This is a genomic window from Haloferula sargassicola (assembly GCF_040362925.1).
GTDB lineage: Bacteria > Verrucomicrobiota > Verrucomicrobiia > Verrucomicrobiales > Akkermansiaceae > Haloferula > Haloferula sargassicola.
In genome coordinates this window covers 69684-90009 of sequence record NZ_BAABRI010000013.1, presented here as the reverse complement: position 1 = coordinate 90009, position 20326 = coordinate 69684, and the positions used below count along the sequence as shown (strand labels likewise).

General features: G+C 65.8%; 19 protein-coding genes. 9 read left to right on the top strand and 10 right to left on the bottom strand.

The window, feature by feature from the left end:
• Nucleotides 1-21 precede the first annotated feature (21 nt).
• From ABXH26_RS12455 to ndk, 7 genes are all read left to right on the top strand, one after another.
• A complete protein-coding gene (locus tag ABXH26_RS12455; RefSeq protein ID WP_353567399.1) occupies nucleotides 22-831 on the top strand; it encodes a hypothetical protein in 810 nt (269 codons plus the stop codon).
• 13 nt (nucleotides 832-844) lie between these two features.
• A complete protein-coding gene (locus tag ABXH26_RS12450; protein WP_353567398.1) occupies nucleotides 845-2530 on the top strand; it encodes an AAA family ATPase in 1686 nt (561 codons plus the stop codon).
• Between the two features lie 3 nt (nucleotides 2531-2533).
• Entirely contained in the window at nucleotides 2534-3193 is a 660-nt protein-coding gene (locus tag ABXH26_RS12445; protein WP_353567397.1) for a paraquat-inducible protein A, read from the top strand.
• Entirely contained in the window at nucleotides 3190-3834 is a 645-nt protein-coding gene (locus tag ABXH26_RS12440; protein ID WP_353567396.1) for a paraquat-inducible protein A, read from the top strand. The genes ABXH26_RS12445 and ABXH26_RS12440 overlap by 4 nt, the downstream gene beginning before the upstream one ends.
• Nucleotides 3831-5489, top strand: coding sequence for a PqiB family protein (locus tag ABXH26_RS12435; RefSeq protein ID WP_353567395.1), 1659 nt, complete (start codon nucleotides 3831-3833; stop codon nucleotides 5487-5489). Before ABXH26_RS12440 ends, ABXH26_RS12435 begins: the two co-directional genes overlap by 4 nt.
• Nucleotides 5490-5519: 30 nt before the next feature.
• On the top strand, nucleotides 5520-6125 hold the full coding sequence (locus ABXH26_RS12430) for a PqiC family protein (RefSeq protein ID WP_353567394.1): 606 nt from the start codon (nucleotides 5520-5522) through the stop codon (nucleotides 6123-6125).
• An 81-nt stretch (nucleotides 6126-6206) separates the two neighbouring features.
• Nucleotides 6207-6638 carry a nucleoside-diphosphate kinase gene (gene ndk / locus ABXH26_RS12425; protein WP_353567393.1) on the top strand — a complete coding sequence of 144 codons (432 nt, stop codon included), beginning with the start codon at nucleotides 6207-6209 and terminating at the stop codon, nucleotides 6636-6638.
• A gap of 260 nt (nucleotides 6639-6898) precedes the next feature.
• On the opposite strand, the gene ABXH26_RS12420 is transcribed toward ndk, so the two are convergent.
• The 3 genes from ABXH26_RS12420 to mnmM all read right to left on the bottom strand — a co-directional run bounded on the left by ABXH26_RS12420 (nucleotide 6899) and on the right by mnmM (nucleotide 11222).
• Entirely contained in the window at nucleotides 6899-9286 is a 2388-nt protein-coding gene (locus ABXH26_RS12420; RefSeq protein WP_353567392.1) for a CapA family protein, read from the bottom strand.
• The gene (locus ABXH26_RS12415) at nucleotides 9283-10620 is read right to left on the bottom strand and encodes an NADase-type glycan-binding domain-containing protein (RefSeq protein WP_353567391.1); all 1338 of its coding nucleotides are present in this window, start codon (nucleotides 10618-10620) and stop codon (nucleotides 9283-9285) included. The genes ABXH26_RS12420 and ABXH26_RS12415 overlap by 4 nt, the downstream gene beginning before the upstream one ends.
• A gap of 62 nt (nucleotides 10621-10682) precedes the next feature.
• Nucleotides 10683-11222 carry a tRNA 5-(aminomethyl)-2-thiouridylate-methyltransferase MnmM gene (gene mnmM, locus ABXH26_RS12410; protein ID WP_353567390.1) on the bottom strand — a complete coding sequence of 180 codons (540 nt, stop codon included), beginning with the start codon at nucleotides 11220-11222 and terminating at the stop codon, nucleotides 10683-10685.
• 119 nt (nucleotides 11223-11341) lie between these two features.
• Here mnmM and ilvC point away from each other — a divergent pair, with 119 nt between their 5' ends.
• Entirely contained in the window at nucleotides 11342-12388 is a 1047-nt protein-coding gene (ilvC, locus tag ABXH26_RS12405) for a ketol-acid reductoisomerase (protein ID WP_353567389.1), read from the top strand.
• A gap of 202 nt (nucleotides 12389-12590) precedes the next feature.
• Nucleotides 12591-14246 (top strand): MFS transporter, encoded by a 1656-nt coding sequence (locus tag ABXH26_RS12400; protein WP_353567388.1) that lies wholly within the window; start codon nucleotides 12591-12593, stop codon nucleotides 14244-14246.
• 38 nt (nucleotides 14247-14284) lie between these two features.
• On the opposite strand, the gene ABXH26_RS12395 is transcribed toward ABXH26_RS12400, so the two are convergent.
• The 7 genes from ABXH26_RS12395 to tsaA form a co-directional block, all read right to left on the bottom strand.
• Nucleotides 14285-14803, bottom strand: a complete 519-nt coding sequence (locus ABXH26_RS12395; RefSeq protein WP_353567387.1) for a hypothetical protein — start codon at nucleotides 14801-14803, stop codon at nucleotides 14285-14287.
• A gap of 6 nt (nucleotides 14804-14809) precedes the next feature.
• A complete protein-coding gene (locus tag ABXH26_RS12390; RefSeq protein WP_353567386.1) occupies nucleotides 14810-15274 on the bottom strand; it encodes a hypothetical protein in 465 nt (154 codons plus the stop codon).
• Between the two features lie 19 nt (nucleotides 15275-15293).
• Nucleotides 15294-16817, bottom strand: a complete 1524-nt coding sequence (cobA, locus tag ABXH26_RS12385) for a uroporphyrinogen-III C-methyltransferase (protein WP_353567385.1) — start codon at nucleotides 16815-16817, stop codon at nucleotides 15294-15296.
• Nucleotides 16814-17743 carry a hydroxymethylbilane synthase gene (hemC, locus tag ABXH26_RS12380; protein WP_353567384.1) on the bottom strand — a complete coding sequence of 310 codons (930 nt, stop codon included), beginning with the start codon at nucleotides 17741-17743 and terminating at the stop codon, nucleotides 16814-16816. Before hemC ends, cobA begins: the two co-directional genes overlap by 4 nt.
• A complete protein-coding gene (gene hemA / locus ABXH26_RS12375) occupies nucleotides 17740-18732 on the bottom strand; it encodes a glutamyl-tRNA reductase (protein WP_353567383.1) in 993 nt (330 codons plus the stop codon). The genes hemC and hemA overlap by 4 nt, the downstream gene beginning before the upstream one ends.
• Entirely contained in the window at nucleotides 18732-19499 is a 768-nt protein-coding gene (gene ccsA / locus ABXH26_RS12370; protein ID WP_353567382.1) for a cytochrome c biogenesis protein CcsA, read from the bottom strand. The genes hemA and ccsA overlap by 1 nt, the downstream gene beginning before the upstream one ends.
• Before the next feature lie 124 nt (nucleotides 19500-19623).
• Nucleotides 19624-20295, bottom strand: coding sequence for a tRNA (N6-threonylcarbamoyladenosine(37)-N6)-methyltransferase TrmO (gene tsaA, locus ABXH26_RS12365; protein WP_353567381.1), 672 nt, complete (start codon nucleotides 20293-20295; stop codon nucleotides 19624-19626).
• Nucleotides 20296-20326: the final 31 nt, after the last annotated feature.

Genomic DNA, 20326 nt, shown 5'->3' with positions numbered 1-20326 from the left:
ATTCGGGTTTTAGCCTGTGGCATGCAACTCCCGCGCGCCGCCGCACTCTCCATTCTGCTCCTCGCCGCCTGCGGACCCGCCGTCCCGACGGCTGCCGCCGGGAATCCATCGAGCCTCTCCCCCGCCCAGAAATCCGCCATCGGCCGCAAGATCTGGCAGAACGAATGCGGCGGAACCGTCGATGGCCTGACCACCTGGAACGCCGGCGAAAACTTCCCGTCGCTCGGGATCGGCCACTTCATCTGGTACCCCGCCGGCGTTTCCGGGAAGTTCGAGGAAAGCTGGCCGCGCTTCACCGCCTATGCCGCCTCGCGCGGAGCCACCGTGCCGGCGATCGGCCGCAGCGCCGACGCCCCGTGGCCCGGCAAGGCCGCCTTCCAGGCCGCTTTCCGCAGTGCGGAAATGAACGAACTCCGCCAGTGGCTCGCCGCCAACGTGGCGCTGCAGACCGACTTCATCATCGCCCGCTCGCGCGCCGCCCTGCCCAAAATGATGGCGGCCGCCCCGGCTTCCGACCGGGCCCGCATCCAGGCCAACTACCAGAAGGTCGCCGCCACCGGGCACGGCCAGTATGCGCTGATCGACTACGTCAATTTCAAGGGCGAGGGCACCAACCCCGCCGAGCGCTACCAAGGCCGCGGCTGGGGCCTGCTGCAGGTGCTCGCCGGCATGCGCGACGTGCCCGCCGGCCAGCCCGCCGCCGCCGAGTTCGCCGCCTCCGCGAAACGGGTGCTCGGCCGGCGCATCGAAAATGCCCCCGCAGACCGCGGCGAGGCCCGATGGCGCGCCGGCTGGTTCAATCGTTGCGACACCTACGCCCGCCCCCTCTGAGCTCCGGTTCCTGATGTTCCGCTTTCTTCCCGGCCGCCTTTGCCTCGCCATCCTGCTGCTGGCGATGCCGCTGGCCGCCCAGGACCCGCCGGCTGCGGGGGCGGAGAAGCCCACCGCCGCCCAGCGCGGCCTGGCCGCCATTGAGGCCCAGCTGCCGCTGATCGCCCGGGAAAAAGAAGACCTCACCCACCTCCGGGCCGAGCTTGAAAAGGCCGGCTCGGAAGAGGAGCAGCAGGAGATCCGCCAGCAGATCACCGAGAAACGCGCCCGCATCCGCGAAATCGAGGCCAGCATCCGCTCGCTGGCCTCCGGGGTGCCCGAGGATGCCTGGGTCGAGAAACCCGCCGCCCCGCGCACGCTCACCGAGGAGGCGCAGGATGCCCTCAGCCCGGTGCTCGACCTCATCCGCAATGCCACCTCCGGCCCCCGCGAGATGTCGGAACTGCGCGACGACATCGAAAACTGGGAGAACCGCCTCAATCTGGCCAACCAGGCCGTCGAGCGCCTGGGATCGCTGCCGCCCGACGAGCAGCTCGACCCCGCCATCGTCGCCCAGCTGACGAAGGTCCGCGAGGAGTGGAACAACCGCCGGGTCGAGGCCACCGGCGAACTCGAAGCCCTCCGCGCGCAGCTCGCCGAGCGGGAAAGCAAGAACCGCGGCTTCGTCGAGACCTTCTCCGACACCGTCTCCGGCTTCTGGCGCAGCAAGGGCATCAACCTGCTCCTCGCCATCGGCGTGTTCATCGTCGTCTTCCTCGCCGGCCGCCGCGCGCTCGACCTGCTGCGCCGCCACAGCCCGCTCCACAAGCGCGAGGAGACGCCCGTCTACACCCGCCTGCTCGACCTCCTCGCCGGCCTGCTGATCGGCCTGCTCGCCACCGCCGGGGCCCTGCTGGTGCTGTATTTCCGCGGCGACTGGCTGCTGCTTTCCATCGCCACCATCATCATCGTGGCGGTCATCATCGGCTCGCGGAACTCCATCCTCCCCTACGCCGACCAGATCCGCACCATCCTCAACCTCGGCCCCGTCCGCGAGGGCGAGCGCATCGTCATCGACGGCGTCCCGTGGCGGGTCGACAGCCTCGGTTTCTACTGCACCTTCAGTAATCCGCAGCTCGGCGATGCCCGCCTGCGCCTGCCGATCAAGGAGGTCATCGGCCTGCGCTCCCGCCCCCTCGGCAAGAAGGAACCGTGGTTTCCCAGCGCCGAGGACGACTGGGTGATCCTCTCCGACGGCGTGTTCGGCAAGGTCCTCACCCAGACGCCCGAGGCGGTCGTGGTCCTCCAGCTCGGCGGCAGCCGGCGGCAGTATCTGGTGGGCGATTACCTCTCGCTCGCGCCCGAGGACCTGTCGAAAGGCTACCGCATCTCGGTCACCTTCGGCATCGACTACGCCCACCAGCCGATCTGCACCACCGAGGTCCCTGACGTGTTCCTCAAGGGCGTCCACCGGGCGCTGGTGGGCGCCGTGGAGCGGGAAAACGTGAAGAGCGTCAAGGTGGAGTTCATGGCCGCCGGCGCCTCGTCGCTCGACTACGTCATCCTCGCCGACTTCACCGGCGAGGTGGCCCGCAGCCGCAACGTGCTCGAACGGCTGATCCAGAAGACCTGCGTCGAGGTCTGCAACGAGCAGGGCTGGATCATCCCCTTCACCCAGATCACCCTTCATCAGGCCCCCGCCGAAGAAACCCCCGCCTGAACCGTGCCCTTCACCCGCCATCACCACGGACTTCCCTGGCCGCGCCTCGAACGCCACGAGCGCATCGCCTGCCATTTCTGCGATGCGCTCCAGCCCGCCCCGAGGCTGCGCGAGGGCGAGATCGCCCTCTGCGGGCATTGCGGCGAGGAGCTGTTTCAAAACCGGCCCCGATCGCTGTCCCGCTGCGTCGGCTGGTCGCTCGGCGCCGTGTTTTTCATGATCGTGGCGCACAGCTTCCCCTTCCTCACCATGGAAGCCGCCGGGGCCCGCACCAAGCTCGGCCTGTGGCGTGCGGCCAAGGCGCTCTACCACGATGACTCGCTGGTGCTGGCCGTGCTGACGGTCATGTTCACCATCGTGGCCCCGGCGGTCCTCTCCCTCGGACTGATCTACATCTGCGCGCCGCTGATGCGTGGCCGGGCCTTGCCCGGATCGGTGGCCATCGCCCGCTGGATCCAGTTTTCCGAGCCGTGGTCGATGCTCGAGGTCTTCCTCCTCGGCTTCATCGTCTCGCTGCTGAAGCTCGGCCACCTGGCGCACATCGAGTTCGAGATCGGCCTGTGGGCGCTGGTCGCCGTCGTCATCTGCCTGGCTGCGGCCATGGCGGGTATCGACCGCCGCGAACTCTGGGACCGGCTCGAAATCGCCATCAAACACCGATGATTGAAGACGCACCACCCGGCGATTTCGCCGCCGACCACGGACTCGCCTCCTGCTCCTGCTGCGGGAAGCTCAGCCCGGTGGAACTCGGCCACTGCCCGCGCTGCGGCAAGCGCCTCCATTTGCGCAAACCCCACAGCCTGGCCAGGACCGTAGCCCTGCTGGCCGCCGCGATCGCCTTCTACATTCCGGCGATGTCGCTGCCGGTGATGGATGTGGAGGGCGTCGGCACCGCCGCGGCCGGCGGCTCGACCGGGGGCTCCACCATCATTGCCGGCGTGATCACTTTCTGGAAATCCGGGTCCTACCCGGTGGCGATCATCATTTTCACCGCCTCGGTGCTGATCCCCATCCTGAAAATCCTGGCGCTGATCTGGTTGTGCCTGGCCGCGGTCGGCCGCGCCAACGGCTCCACCCATTCCCACGCCTTGGCCTACCACATCACGGAGCTGGTCGGGCGCTGGTCGATGGTCGATGTTTTCGTGGTCGCCATCCTCGTCTGCCTCGTCCGGCTCGGCAACCTGATGACCATTACTCCGGGACCTGCGGCCATTTCCTTTGCGACCGTGGTGATCCTGACCATGCTATCCGCCATGAGCTTCGACCCACGCCTGCTGTGGGACTACAAGCGCCACCCCGCATGACCGAAGAAGAAGACAAGGAAATCCGCGAGCACCGCCCGGCCGTCCGCACCCGCCGCCGCATCAGCAGCGTGTGGGTGGTGCCATTGATCGCCCTCGCCCTCGCCGGCTGGCTGATGTGGAAAAACAACGTCGATCGCGGCCCGCTGGTGTCCGTGCAGTTCGAGACCGCCGAGGGCATCGCCGCCGGGAAAACCGAGCTGCGCTGCCGTTCGGTGCCGATCGGCATGGTCGAGCAGGTCCAGCTGACCAAGGAGCTGAAGACCGTGGTCCAAGTCCGCGTGAAGCCGAGCTACGGCGACCTGCTGCGCGATGACAGCCGCTTCTGGGTCGTGCGCCCCCGCGTTTCCACCAGCAACGTGTCCGGCCTGGGCACGCTGATCACCGGCGCCTACATCGAGCTCGATCCCGGCACCGACGAGGAGCACGGCACCGACTTCGTGGGCTTGGAAGAACCGCCCGTGACCAGCCAGTCGGTGCCCGGTCTGCGGCTCACCCTGGTGGCCGATGAAGCCGGCTCGCTGGCGGCCGGGTCACCGATCTCCTACCTCGGCTTCGAGGTCGGAAAGGTCGAGCGACGCATCCTTTCCATCAAGGAGGAACGGGTCGAGTTCCGCATCCTGATCCGCGAAAGATACGCCTCGCTGGTCCACAAGGGCACCCGCTTCTGGAATACCAGCGGCTTCGATGTCACCGCCGGAGCGGATGGTTTCAAGTTCCGTACGCCGTCCGTACAAACGCTCGTTTCCGGGGGCGCCACCTTCGGCACCACGGATGAGCTGATGGACACCCCGCCGGCCGAGGATGGCGACGTGTTCGTCCTCTACGACGACGAATCCTCGGCGGAAGACGCCCACTTCATCGCTGACACCAAGGCGCTGCTGATGTTCAACGAGTCGATCCGCGGTCTCCAGCGCGCGGCCACCGTCGAGTTCCGCGGCGTGCCGATCGGACGGGTGACGGACATCTCCTTCAAGCTCGCCTCTTCCGGCGATGCCCGCATTCCGGTCTCCATCGAGCTGGAATCGCAGATCCTCCGCAACGCGCTCAACCTCGACCCCGGCTCGGACTTCGATGTCGCCGCCGCCGTCAGGAAAGGACTCCATGCCGAGCTGACCTCCGCCTCACTCCTCACGGGCTCGCTCTACGTTTCCCTCGATATCGATCCGCAGCAGGCGCCGGAGGATGTCGAAGTCGTCAACCAAGTGGCCGTCATCCCCTCCAGCGCCGGCGGCCTGAACCAGATCGAAGCGCGGCTCAACGGCATCCTCGCCAAGATCGAGGCCCTGCCGCTCGACGAGACCCTCGACAAATTCGGCAACGCGGCCGACGAAACCGCCATCACGGTCGCCGAGGCCCGCGACACCCTCGCCTCGATCGAGGAAACCGTGGCCGAGGCCAAGTCCATCCTGGCCTCCGATTCCACCAGGAACCTCACCGCCGAGCTGAACAAGACGCTGGCCGAACTGCAGAAATCCGTGAACTCGCTCGGGCCCGAGGGCTCCGTCCAAGGCGACCTCCGACGCGCGCTCGACGAATTCCGCGCCGCCGCCCGGTCCTTTGACAACCTCTCCCAGACGGTCGATGAAAACCCGAACTCCCTCCTTTTCGGACGCGAGGACTCCGGAAACCCGATCCCCCGCGCCCGCCGCCGCTGACACCGCCTCCCGTCTTTTCCGATGCCGCCTGTGAAAACCTTCCGCCCAGCCCTCAGCCACGTCCCCGCCCGCCCGGCCCGCTTCCTCGGCTCCCTGGCCTGCATGCTCGGGTGGGTGCTGGCGGTCGCCTCCTGCTCGCCCGCGAACCAATACTACCTCCTCACCCCGGAAGGCCCCGCGCCCTCCTCCGGCGGCATGGGCATCGGCGTCGGGCCGGTCTCGATCGCCTCCTACCTGGAGCGCGACAACATCGTCTTCCAGGAATCCAGCAATCACCTCGCCGTATCGGCCTCCCACCGCTGGGCGGGCGATCTCGACAACAACATCGCCCAAGTCCTCGCCACCAACCTCGGCCGCCGCCTGCATACCGGAAACGTCACCACCTATCCGTGGTACAACGACCACGAGCTGCGCTACCAGATCACCGTCGATGTCCGCCAGCTCCATGGCACCGCCGATGGCGATGCCTTCCTCGACGCCGCCTGGCGCGTCTATTCCCTGCCCGACCGCCGCATGGTCGCCAACCGCAACTGGTCCGGCACCGAGCCCCTGGAGGTGGATGGCTACAACTCGCTCGCCGCGGCGGAATCGAAGCTGCTCGCCCGGCTCGCCACGCAGATCGCGGAGTCGATGTGAGCCGCTTGCGGCCGCCGGCATGGCCGTCATGGCATGGGAAAGGGCTTGCCTGTCCGCTCCCCGCCGCCTAACTCCCGGCCCATGGCCATCGAGACCACCCTCATTCTCTTCAAGCCCGACGCCGTCGCCAAGAACCTCGTCGGAACCGTGCTTTCCCGTTTCGAAAAGGAAGGCTTCAAGATCCGCGGCCTCAAGATGATGAAGCTCAGCGATGAAATCCTCGCCGAGCACTACTCCCACATCGCCGACAAGCCCTTCTTCCCCGACGTCCGCGGCTTCATGCAGGAAACCCCGGTCATCGCCCTCGCCCTCGAAGGGGACGACGTCATTTCCAAAGTCCGCGACCTCCTCGGCCCGACCGATTCCAAGACCGCCGACGCCGGCACCATCCGCGGCGACTTCGGCGACAAGGAAAGCGACTCCAAGATGCGCAACGTCTGCCACGCCTCCGACGGCCCCGAAGCCGCCCAAGCGGAGATCAAGCGCTTCTTCGCCGAAGGCGAGATCTTCTAAACGGAGCGCCGGTCTCCAGACCGGCATCTTCCCTTTTCCCCAAACGGCCGCTTCCCCACCGGGCAGCGGCCGTTTTCGTATCCCCACCGCGCGACCGTCCGCCATCATTCCACCGCCACCCGCGTCCAGATCGCGGTCTGCTTGACTCGGATCAGCGCCATCCGTCCTCAGATCACGCCGATCTGCCCTCAGACCACGGCGATCTGACTCAGATTACGGCAATCTGAGTGCTCCCTGCCTCTCCACCCCCGCCGCCCGCACTACCTCCCCCGGGAAACCACCTTCCACTCCCCCACCCTCCCCGAATCCATCCCTTTCAGGCCTTTCGGAAACACCGCATTCCCCAGCGAATGCGCCACCACCGCGCCGGCGAACCTTTCCTCCCGCTGCACCACATGCGGACCCGCCCCCGCCACCAACCGGGCCCCTCGCGCCACCAGCCACCGAGACCAATGCCGCTGCTCCTCGTTCACTTCGGCCACATATTCGTCGCCCCCGTGGAGCAGCACCACGATCGTTTCCCCACGCTCTCGCGCCTCCGCCATTTCCCGCTCAAGCCGTCCGGCATGCCGCGGAAGTGACGCCACCCCGGGCGACGCCTTGCCGGCCTCCATCGCCGTCACGATGGAAACCCCGAAACACGCGATGCCCTCGCGACGCCACGGCCGGCAGGCCTCCCCTTCATCCCGGCCCGCGCCGAACACTCCGATCCCGGCCCGCTCCAGATTTGCGAGGGCATCGATCAGCCCCTCCCGCCCGGCATCGCCCGCGTGATTGTTCGCCAGTGAGACCGCATCGATTCCCCACTCGCGCAGCCATGCCAGCCGAACCAGAGGGAAACGAAAGTCATAGCGTCCGTCCCCCACCGCCGGCAGGTCCGTTGGCACGCCTTCCAGGTTCGCCAGGAAAAGTCGGGCCGGCCCCTTTTCGAAGCCATCGATCGCCGCGAACTCTCCCACCGGCACCACATCCCCGGCCACTCTCACTGCCACGGTTTTCCGCTCCGGCAGCGTCCACAGCCGGAAGTCCGGCCGCCCTTGCTGGAGCTCCGCCAGATCTACGATCTCCGCCGTACCTCCGAGCTGGTGGAACACCCGATCGCCCGGCCCGACCGTGCCCACCGGCTCCCGATCCTCCATCAACGCCGCCACGTGGGAGCCGAAGTCGATCATCACCCCGCGCGCGAGATCCTCCTCATCGACCGCGCCCGACACCGGCACCATTTGCCGCCGGAGCGCTTCGGGATCTCCCCACGTGAGCGTTTCCCCGCAGCGACGCCAGGCGGCGATCAAGACATTCGAGCAATCCGCCCCCCAGCCACTTTCGACCCCTGAGCGCCCGCCCTCTTTCACCTCCGCGATGCCGAACACGTAGGGCATCCCCATCGATGCCTGCAGCTCCCGGCGGAAGTCGCCGCCTCCCTCGGTCGCCAGCTCGATGATCCCCGCGGGCAGCCATCGGCCGTCCTTTTCATGAAGCGCCTCCAACCGCATCCGCGACGAAACCGCGCCCTGCCACGCGAAGTCCGTCGTCTCACCCGCGGCACTACGTTTCTCGTAGATCCAGCGACCGGCACCGCGCGAGAAGCCCTTTCCCAAGCCGGTCTCCGGCACCCGATCGTAGGCCACCCTAGCCGCCGCCAACGGGAACCACCGCACTCTTCCCGTCCCGTCGCTTCCCACCAGTCGGATCACGACTTTCTCCCCGGCCGGCACCCGCCACACGCCGTCCAGGTCCTGCCCGGCACCATCCACCACCAGCTGCACCGGGCTTTGCGGGAAACGATGGCTCCGCCGGCGGTCCGTCACCCGGCAGCGGTCGCCGAGCCCGGAGATCCACGCCCCGACCTCGGGTGAAGCTTTTGCCAGATCCCATCTGTGGACCTCGCCCTCCCGCGACTTGAGCGACGCATCCGGCCGATCATCCACCGTGGCGTCGATCTCCAACACCGCCCCGCGCGTCCGCATCACCGCCGACAAGGCCATCGATACCAGCCGTTCCGCCTCCGCATCGCTCGTCAGCCATGGCCGCGAAACCGCCACCGTCACCGCCCGCAAGCCCGGCCAGTCCATCGCTGCAATCCACATCCGCTCGAATTCCTCCGCGGCCCGCGCCGCCGGCATGCCGGCGAAATAATCGAGGTCGAGGCTCCACACCACGGGCCGCGAACCGGGGTTCCAGCCCTCCATTTCCCTGATCCCACCCACTTGCCAGCGGCCCGCCAGCTCGCCGCTCGACCTCGGCTCCACCTCCAGCCGCCCGTCGCATTGACGGCCCGCCTTTTCCCTCATCGCCTCAAAGTCCCCGTCGGGAGCCACCCAGAAAACCTGCCCGAACGGCCGCGGCATCAGCGGCTCGATCCAGTTGAAGGCCTGGATGCGACCTTCCGTCCGCCACGCCTCGATCCTCTCCGCCCGCTGCTTTTCGGAAACCACCCGCCGCAGGCCCTCGCGGATCTCCTCCGAGCGCTCGGCGGCGCTGGCGTCGGAATGGGCATCGGTCAGCACCAGCACGGCCTCCGCATCGAGATCGAGATTTCCGGCAATCCAACCGAATGACTCCGCGTGATTGTCCGCCAGGAAGACCGGCAGCGTCGGGTTCCCGCACGCAGCATCCGCCAGCAACACGGCGAGCAGTGCCGCCTTCACCGCGCCGGCTGAATCTCCGGTTTTTCGTCGAGTGCCACCTCCAACTGAAGGCCGCTCACGCAGAGATCCTCATACTCCGAACCGGGATAGACCTCCTTGAAAACCAGCCTCGCCGACTTCACCGGCCGGTCATAACCCGCCACGGCGATTCGTTGCTCCTCCCGCGTGTCCTCGAGTTCTGCTTCAAACCGGTGCTCCCCATTCAACACGACTTCCACCCGCTTCGGCCGCGCATTCTTGGTAAAGAGGGAAGGGTCATCGCCGTCATAGCCCGCCCGGATCCGGATCGCCTTCAGCGGCTTCGGCACCTCCGGCTTCATCTCGATCCACTCACCGATTCCCGGCCCCTCCGCGCCTTCGCTCCACGCGGTGGTCCAGCTCTTCACGTTCTCCGCATCGTAGTGGTTCGAGCCATCCGCCGGCAGCGTCGAACTCGCATGAACCTCGTAGTTCTTGTGGGACATCGACCACTTCCCGCCGCGATCGATGAAGTCGACCCGGTCATCTTCGCTTTTGGCGTCGTAGGGCCGGTGAAAGCCCCGCTCTTCCGGCCGGGCCTCGATTTCCAGATCGTCCGCCAGCGTCGGCTCCAGATCGTCGAACTGCCACACCCAGCGGTCGCCCTCCCGCTTGAACCGGTTGACCGGCTTGATCACCCGCAGCTCCGCCGGGTCAATGCCGTCCGGAATCAGCTCGATCCTGCCCTGCGCGATCGATCCCGCCCACGCGGCGCCCGTCGACAACCGGTAGCGGAAAATCCCCTCCCCCAGATGGGAATCATCGCTCACAAACCAGTTCTCCTCCGAGTAGCCACTCTCGAAGCTGATCTTCACTTCCGTTTCCTGATGGGGCGGAAAGGTCGCGGTCGAAACCAGCCAGCCCTGGATGCCTTCGAAGCGGTGGTCCTGGATCTTCTGCTCCTTTCCAGCCTCGTCGGAAGCCGGTTTCTTTTCCTCCTCCCACTTCGCCTTGAGCGCTTTCCCGCCCACCTCCACGCGGTAGTTCTGGCAGTATTTCAGCCCCTTGGTCGGCTCCGGCTTCTCGCCGCCATAGCCGTAGTCATCGCGGTCCTTGCTTTCCTCCACCGGAAAGCCGAAGCGGACCTTCGCCGCCTGGTCGCCCTCGTTTTTCATCACGTATCGCACCGAAACCTCGGCCGACTTCGGCCCAAGCTTCACCTCCAGCCGCTCGTCCATGATCCTTACGTGATCCGTGTTCTCCGGCTCGAAACCGGCCACGTCGCCCACCTGCTCCACCCCGCCACGAAAGTAACCGCCCCCGTTTCCGAAAACCGACGCGACCAGCCCGAGATGAATGATGATGAGATGCTTCATGATTTTTTCCTCCGATGCTTCTTAGCGATCTCGCCCGCCTCCTTCATCTACCAAGTTCGCCACTACGAACTTTGGGAAACCACCACAAGAAACGGCGCTCCTTCCCTCGCCGCGGGAAACACCTCGCCGCCCGCGTTCCGGGCCCACTCCGTCACCGCCGCCGCTTCCTCGTCCCCGCCCGCATGCCCGGGGTAGCATACGACGGTCAACACGCCTCCCGGTTTCAGCAGGGAAACCGCGGCCGCCAGCGCACGCAGCGTCTCGCCCGTTTCCGTGATGACCCCATGATCCGCGCCCGGCAAGTAGCCGAGGTTGAACATCACCGCCGCCACTCCCTGCGACACCCGATCCGCCATCGCCGCATGGCTTTCGCAGAAAAACTCCACCCGCTTCCCGAAGCCCGCCGCTTCCACCCGCGCCCGCGCCGACTCGATGGCCGCCGCCTGCACGTCGAAGGCGACGACCTTTCCCGACTCCCCGATCCGGGCCGCGAGAAACACCGTGTCGTGCCCGTTGCCGGCCGTCGCATCGATCACGACATCGCCTTCACGCACCACCTTCATCACCACCTCGTGCGCCCTCACCGTCGCCCGTTTCGTCATTGTCGCGGCACGATGCCTTGAAACTGAGAACTTGACACTTGAAACCTGCCCGATTTTCGCCAGCTTCCGCCCTCACTCGCGAGGCAAGCGCCTCGTTTTTCCGAACTACGACGACTCCCATGGCCGCCAAAATCTACACCAACAAGGACGCCACCCTGACGCCCCTCAAGAAGAAGACGCTCGCCGTCATCGGCTTCGGCTCCCAGGGCCACGCCCACGCCCTCAACCTCAAGGACAGCGGCCTCAAGGTCGTCATCGGCCTCTACAAGAAGTCCAAGTCCCGCGAAGTCGCCCAGAAGCTCGGCTTCGAAGTCATGGACACCGCCGATGCCGTCAAGGCCGCCGATGTGATCTTCATCGCCGTGCCCGACACCAAGATCGCCGCGGTCTATGAAAACGACATCGCGCCGAACCTCACCAAGGGCAAGACCCTGCTCTTCTCCCATGGCTTCGCGATCCACTTCAAAACCATCGAGGTCCCGACCGACATCAACGTCATCATGGTCGCCCCGAAGGGCCCGGGCCACACCGTCCGTTCGCAGTTCGTCGATGGCAAGGGCGTGCCCGGCCTGATCGCCGTCCACAATGATGCCGACGGCAAGGCCAAGAAAATCGCCCTCGCCTGGGCGCGCGGCGTCGGCTGCACCCGTGCCGGCGTGTTCGAAACCAACTTCAAGGAAGAGACCGTCACCGACCTCTTCGGTGAGCAGGTCGTCCTCTGCGGCGGCGCTTCGGCTCTCGTGAAAGCCGGTTTTGAAACCCTCGTCGAAGCCGGCTACCAGCCGGAAATGGCCTACTTCGAGTGCCTCCACGAGCTGAAGCTCATCGTCGATCTCATGAACGAGTCCGGCATCGCCGGCATGCGTTTCTCGATTTCCGAAACCGCCGAGTGGGGCGACGTCAGCGTCGGTCCGAAGATCATCAACGAGTCGGTCAAGAACCGCATGCGCAAGCAGCTCAAGGAGATCGAATCCGGCAAGTTCGCCCGCGAGTGGATCAAGGAAAACGAGAACGGCTGCAAGCGCTTCAACGAGATCCGCAAGGAGGAAGCCAAGCACCAGATCGAGAAGGTCGGTGAAAAGCTCCGCTCCACCATGAGCTGGATCAAGCAGAAGAAGCTCAAGAAGGGCGCCGCCCAGGCCAGCTACGTTTCCTCCTCGAAATAACGGGAGCACGGGCGTCCCGCCTGTGAATCGTTTCGAACTCCGAATCTCCAAGCCCGGTCCTCCCTGCGAGGACCGGGCTTTTTCGAGTTTCCGTCGACAGAACGGTCACGCTCCCGCCGTTCCGTCCCCGCCCGTCCCGGAAACTTGCCAAGCCGCCCCTGGCTCGTTAGAGACCCCAAACCCATTTCCACATCACCAACCCATGACCACTGCCACCCTCGACGACGCGGGCATCGCCCCGAACGCCAAACGCCTTCTGTGGGCGGGATTCACCGCCATCCTAGCAGCTGGTGTCGGCTTTGCCATCCGCAACGGCACCCTGGCCACCTGGAGCCACGAGTTCGGCTTCACCAACCTCCAGAACGGCCTGATCGGCGGCGCGGGTTTTTCGGGCTTCTGTTTCGGCATCATCATTGGCGGCGTGATTGTGGATAAAATCGGCTACGGGAAACTCATTATCAGCGCGTTTCTGCTGCACGTCCTCTCCGCCATCGTGACGCTGATGCCCACGACGGGCATGGAACAACAAACCGCGTTCCTCCTGCTTTTTACCGGCACCTTTATCTTTTCCCTCGCCAACGGCACCCTCGAGGCCGTGGCCAATCCTTTGGTGGCCACCTTGTTCCCACACAATCGGACCCACTACCTCAACATCCTGCATGCCTCCTGGCCGGCGGGGATGATTCTCGGAGCCCTGATCACGCTCGCCGTGGGCGGCCAGTGGACCTGGAAGGCGCAGCTAGGCCTGTACCTGCTGCCGACCGTGGTCTATGGCCTGATGTTCCTAGGCCAGAGTTTCCCGAAATCCGACGCTTCGGAAAAGGGTCTGTCGCTCGGGGAAATGATGAAGGAGGTGGGCATCCTTGGCGCAAGTGTCGCTGGATTCCTGATCTATCTTTTCACCCGCGACGCCGTCGGGGCCAACATCCTCCATGGCCTCACCCAATCTGACTTTTTCATCGGAAGCTCCTGGAACATGATTTCACTCGCCGTCGGCCTCGGGTTCGTCGCCTGGGTCGCGGTCATTACCCGCTTTGCCATCGGTCACTGGCTTCTTTTTGTTCTTTTCATCGCCCACGCGATCCTTGGATCCCTTGAGCTCGGGACGGACTCGTGGATTGAAAACATCAACGGCACGATCCTTTCGCCCGCCCAGGGGAAGATTCTCTTCATCTTTGCCTCGGCGATGATGTTCGGGCTCCGGTTCAGTTCGCACTGGATCGAGAACAAGCTCAAGCTATCGCCGGTAGCGCTGCTGTTCACCTGCTCGCTGCTGGCCATCATCGGGCTGTTCTCCGCTTCCGGTGTGAACGGCATCACGGCGGCCTTCGGCGCGATGTTTATTTACAGCATCGGCAAGACCTTCTTCTGGCCAACCATGCTGGCGGTGGTGGGCGATCGTTTCCCCCGCACCGGCGCGGTCGCCATGAGCATCATGGGCGGCATCGGCATGCTCTCGGTGGGCCAGCTAGGCGGCCCCGGCTTGGGGTATGCCAAGGACCGCTTCACCGCGGAGCACTTGGTCGAGACCGGAAATGCTCAGGTTCTCGAGTCCAACCGGTCGGAACAACCCAGCAAATGGCTCGGCTTTTCCGAAGTCACGGCGCTGGACGGCAAGTTGCTTGAAGAGGCAAAAAGTCTGCCCGTGGCCGAACGCAGCCCCACCCAGCAGGCGATGGTCGAAAGCGAGATTGCTGGAAGCCGGAAAACCCTCCGTTTCGACGCCATTCTCCCCATCGGAATGGCCGTCATCTATCTGCTTCTCTTGATCTACTTCAAGGCAATCGGTGGATACAAGCCGCTCAAGATCACGCCGGAGGAGGCCAGCGGCGGTTCACAGGGGCCCGCCGGCTACTGAGTCCATGGCCCAAGTTCCGGGAACGACTTCCCGTTCCCTTACTCCTCGGGCCCCGGCACGTCGATCTGGAGGTCGGCGCGCCGTTGGGCGTGCTCGGAATGGAGGATCAGAAGTTCCTGCCCGTACTTCTGCCAGCGCCAGCGGCGGAACCACCAGACCGCAGTGACAAACATGCCCAGGGAGAGCACGAAGCATCCGGATGCGACATAGACTCCCGGCCAGGTGTGGATTTCGTGGCACCAGCCGACAAAGGTGACGACCGCTTCGAAGATGGCCAAGGTCGTCCAAAGCTTCGGACCTACCTCGTCGAGATGGTGGAACAAGAACAGGACCGGAAGAAGGATGAATCCATTGAGACAAATGGATTCATTCATCCACAATACGGGAGCGAAGAGCCCGACCAAGAGGAAATCCGTGCCTATGCGCTGGTGCGCCACGAGCAAACCTGGGACCAGCGAAATATAGGCGATGGACGAGCCGATCCAGATCGCCGCCAGATAAAGGGTCCCTCGAATCGGCAAGCAGCCCCAGAAATGCTCTGACCGCTCCTCGCTCATGCGGGTTCAACCCTCCCCGTTCGGATAGATCACCGCCACGCGCTCGACGCCGTTTTTGGAAAACTCATCCCAGTAGCGCTTCTCGATGTCCTGGGTGCGGGCCCGCCGTTCCTCCTCGGTGAGCTGTTCCCATGCGGCCATGCCGATGTGGCGGATCAGGTCGCGGTCGGCCAGGCGCAGCACCATGTCCTCCCAGAAGCTCTCGTTGCGGAACTCCTCGTAGCACTCGCGGAAGAACGACTTGTCCTGCTCCTCGGCCTTCACCTGGAAGCGCTGCTTTTCCTCGTCCCACTCGATGATGTCCGCGAAGCCGGCGTTGTGGGCCTTTTCGAGGATCTTGTTCTCGAGGTCCTCGTAGGCCGCGACTCCGTCGTCGGAACCTTGCTTGCGGTTCCACGAAGCCACGTCGGCCGCCAGGCTGACCATTTCGATCAGCGTCGCCAGTTCCTGTTCCGTGAAGCGCAGATGCACGCGCGGAAAGAATCACTCCTCACCCGGTCGGGCAAGCCTCCGCCCACTTTCGGATCGCGGAAACGAGGCCCGGAATGTCGTGCTTCTTGGCCTCGAAGGCCGGCTCGACGCCGTGCTTGCGCAGGGTCTCGCTGGTCACCGGGCCGATGCTTCCCGCCACGCAACCCTCGGGCCAGGGCAGATCGAGCTTGAAGAAGTTGTCGACCGTCGAGCTGGAAGTGAAGGTGATCAAATCCGCGCCCTCGTCCTTCAAGCGCGCGGCGGCGCCGGTCGGGTCGTCGGTTTCCGGCACGGTCTGGTAGGCGATGCATTCGTCGATGATCGCGCCCTGCTTGAGCAGGCCGTCGTAGATCACGTCGCGCGCTTCCTGCGCCCGCACCCAGAGCACGGTCAGGTTCTCGATCGACTCCTTTTCAAACGCCTCGACCAGCCCCTCGGCGACGAAGCGCTCGGGGATCAGGTCGACCGCGAAACGATACTCCTTCACCTTCGCCGCCGTCCCCTGGCCGATCACCGCGATCTTCGGGTTGCCCAAACTACGGGCGTCCTCGTAGACCGCGAAGAAGGCGTCGAAGAAGCGCTCGACCCCGTTCGGACTGGAAAACACGAGCCAGTCATATTCGTGCGCATGGGTCACCGTTTCGGCGAAGCCGTGACGATCGTCGGGCTTCTCGATCCGGATCGTCGGCAGCTCGACCACGTCGGCACCCAGCCCGCTCAGTTCGCGGCTCAGGCCGCCGGCCTGCTCGCGGGTCCGCGTGACCACGATCCGCTTGCCGAACAAGGGCCGCTTTTCGAACCAGTTGATCTTCGCGCGCTCCTTCACCACGTCTCCGATCACCGCCACGGCCGGGCTTTGGAAATCGGCCTTCTCCGCGATGTCGGCGATGTCCGCCAGCGTGCCCTCGATGGTTTTCTGCGATCCGGTGGTCGCCCAGCGCACCAGCGCGATCGGCGTTTCCGGCTTCGCGCCGCCCTTGACCAGCGACTCGCAGATCGAGCGCAGCCGCGCCACGCCCATCAGGAAAACCTTGGTCCCGGGGGCCCGGGCGATCTGCGCGTAGTCGATCGAGCTTTCGCCCTTCGTCGGGTCCTCGTGGCCGGTGAAAATCGTCAGCTGCGAGCAGTGGTCGCGGTGGGTCACGGGAATCCCGGCGTAGGCCGGCCCACCGATGGCCGAGCTGATGCCCGGCACGATCTCGAAGGCCACGCCCGCCTCGGCCAGCTCGGCGGCCTCCTCGCCGCCGCGGCCGAAGATCATCGGGTCGCCGCCCTTCAGCCGCACCACGTTGTGGCCGGCCTGCGTGCGCTCGACGATCAGGGCGTTGATCTCGTCCTGGCTCATCGCGTGGTTCTTCGCTCGCTTGCCCACATAGACCTTTTCCGCGCCCCGCTTCATCCAGCGCAGGATCTCGGGACTACTAAGGGCGTCGTAGATCACCACGTCGGCGTTCTCCACGCACTCCTTCGCGCGCAGCGTGACCAGGCTGAGGTCGCCGGGCCCGGCGCCGATCAGGTAGCAGATTCCTTCGCTTTTGCTCATGCCAGTGATTCGAAAAGTTCCTTCGCGACCTCCAGGGGATCGCAGCCCTCGGCCTTGCCGGTTCTCGGCTCGCCGCCTTGCTCGGGGAAAACCCGAGCCTGCATCGTGATCAGTCCGCCATCGAGCGCGGTGAAAACCCCGACCGGCGTGTGGCAGCCGCCTTCAAGCAAGCGCAGAAACTCCCGCTCCGCCGTGACGCGCACGAAGGTCGCCGGGTGGTTGATCGCCTTCACGATCGCCACCGCATCGGCATCGTCGGCGCGGATCTCGAAGCCCACCGCCCCCTGCCCCGCGGCCGGGTAAAACACCTCCTCGGCCAGCGGCGCGAAGTGCAGCTCGACGTCATCGACGAGCTCCGTTTTCGACAAATCATGTCCCAGCCGCACCAGCCCGGCCTCGGCCAGCATGATCGCGTCGTAGTCCTCGCCCGCGACCTTCGACAGCCGCGTCGGCACGTTGCCGCGGAGGTCGATCACCTCCAGATCCGGCCGCAGCCACAGCAGCTGCTTCGCCCTCCGCACGCTGCTCGTTCCGACCGTCGCGCCGGCCGGCAGCGTGTCGAGGCCGCCCGGGACCTTGGTCACCAGCACATCACGGATCGGCGCGCGCTCGAGCACGCCGGCGATCGCGAAATGGTCGGCCAGGACCGTCGGCACGTCCTTCAGCGAGTGGACGGCGAGGTCGATCGTGCCCGCCTCCAGCGCGAGTTCGAGCTCCTTGGTGAACACGCCCTTGTCGAGCACGCCCTCGACCTTCGCCACCTGGCTCAGGGCCACGTCGGTGCGGCGGTCGCCGGTCGTCTTGATGATCTCGCGCACCACCTGCAGCGCGGGGAAAGCCATCCCCAACGCCGTCTCGGTCAGCTCCGCCTGGGCCAGCGCGAGCGCGCTGCCGCGGGTTCCGATCACCACCTGCTCCATCGTCATGTTCCCGGCAAATTCAGTTTCTCCAGCTCGTGCGCGATCATCTCCCGGCAGTCGGCGATCTGCTTCTCCCGCCGCCCGCGCGCATCCCGCGCAAGCTGGTCCAGTGTGTCGATGTCGTAAAGATAGACTTCCTCGATTTCCCCAACCTCGGGGTCGATGTCGCGCGGCACCGCGATGTCGATCAGGAACAGCGGCCGGAATTTCCGCACCCGCCGGACCGCCTCCACGTGAAACGGCTGCACCACGTGGTGCGGCGCGGCGGTCGAGGAAATCACCACGTCCACTCCGGCCAGCACGCCCTGCCACTCGTCGAACTTCACCGCGCGCCCGCCGAGTTCGTCAGCCAGCTCGACCGCGCGCTCGTGCGAGCGATTGGTCACGAAAACCGTGGATGCCCCGCGGGAAACGAGCGCCTGAGCGGTCTGCCGGCTGGTCTCGCCGGCGCCAATCACGATCACGCGGCAGCCGTCGAGGCGGCCGAAAATCTTCTCCGCCAGCTCGACCGCGGTGCCGGCCACCGAAGTCGCGCCCTCCTGGATCGCCGTCTCGGTGCGGACCTTTTTTCCCACCCCGAACGCGCGCTGGAACAGGCGGTTGAGCACGCCCCCGGTCGCCCCGGCCTCGTGGGCGTGGCGGTAGGCGGTCTTCAGCTGCCCGAAGATCTCCGTTTCCCCGAGCACCATCGAGTCGAGCCCGCTGGCCACCTCGCACAGGTGCTGCGCGGCGGCCGCACGCTGGTGGTCATACCAATGCTCGTCGGCACCCTCGCCGAGCCGCGCGCGGAGCGAGGCCAGCGCGCGCGCGGCCGATTCGCCGGCGAGGTAGAACTCGGTGCGGTTGCAGGTGGAAAGCACGACCGCTTCCTCGATGCCGTCCATTTCCAGCAGCGCCTTCGCGTGCTCGCCGAGGCGGGTCGACGCGACGGCATAGCGTTCGCGGATTTCCACCGGAGCGCTGCGGTGATTGAGGCCGTAGCAAACCAGTTCCATCAGACCGACGCGAAAACCGAAAGCGAGACGACGAACAGGATCACCGTGACCAGCGACAGCCGCTTGCCGGTGATCCCCCTCAACTGCAAGACCCCGAGCAGGATCGTGTAGGCCAGCCACACGCCCGCGGCGACCACCAGATGCGCCTCCGCGCCCTCGCTCCGCGGCATCCGCACGCCGGCGACGACGCCGACGCTGAGCGTCAGCCAGCCGAGCCACAGCAGGCGCTTGAGCGAGATGAGCAGCTCGCGGACCGGCGGCAGGTTCTTGAAAAGCCCGGATGCCAGATGGTGCGTTTTCAACTGGCGGTTCAGCACCAGGAACATCACCGCGGCGACCGAAGCCAGCGCCAGCGCGCCGTAGGCCAGCACCGACATGGCGGCGTGCGTTTCCCGCCAGGCATCCGTTTCAGGCAGCCGCTCGGGCGTCGGGTCGAGCACGCCGGGGATGAGGGCGATGATTTGAAAAACGACCACCACCGGCGCCGAGAACACACCGAGCAGCGACAGGCGGTAGGTGGTGCCGACGAGCAGGTAGAACAGCGTGAGCGACCAGGCGAGGAAGACGAGGATCTCGCCGGTGCCCATCAGCGGGCAGGCCGCGCGCTCCTGGCCGCGGAGGTAGAGAAACACCAGCTGCCCCGCCAGCGCGCCGGCCATCCAGAAGATCGTCGCCTTCGAGCGGTGCCCGTGGCGCAGCGACAGCATCCCGTTCACCCCGCCGATGGCGGCGAACAGGGTGGCGATGATGAGTGCCCAGCGGTCCACACCCCCCTTTGCCCTGCATCCCGCTCACGCGCAACCCCATAGAGTGCGGCGATTCATCGCCGCTTTTCGAGCCGGTCCATGGTTCCACCCCGCCAGCGAAAAAGCGGCGATGAATCGCCGCAGTCTAAATCTCGTCGACCCCGGTGATCCGGCAGACGCCGTCCTCGATCCGGAAGCGGACGTTTTTTCCGCACATCAGGACGCCGAACTCACGCTCCGGCTCGTCGCGGCCGGCCGGCGGTCGCGGGTCCAAGGACAAGGCCTCGACCACGACCCGCTGGCTCCGATCGTCGAGCACGGCCAGCATTTCCTGCCCCGTCACCTCGATCCGCGCCGGCTCGGCCTCCGCATAGCCTCCGCGGGCATTCGGCAGGGTCTCGGCGTACGGCAAAAACGGCTTCACGTCGAAAACCGGGGTGCCATCGACCAGGTCCACGCCGCCGAGGTGCAGCACCGGGCCTTCGTCGGTCAGCGCCACCCGCTCCAGCGCTACCAGCGAGAGCCCCAGCCCGTTCGGCCGAAAGGTCGAGCGGCTGGCGAACACGCCGATGCGCTGGTTTCCCCCAAGCCGCGGTGGCCGGACGGTCGGCGACCAGCCGCGGTCAGCGGTCAGGTGGAAACCGAACACCAGCCACACGTGGCTGAAGCCGTCCAGGCCACGGACCGACTCGTCATTCCGGAATTCCGGCGCGAAACGCAGCTCGCCCCAGGCCGACGGACACAGTCCGGGCTGTCGCGGCACGCCGAATTTTTCCCCGAAACAGGTCCGCACCCATCCCACCGGCTCAATCGTCATGAGGGGACGATCCGTTTCCGCGCCCCGCGGG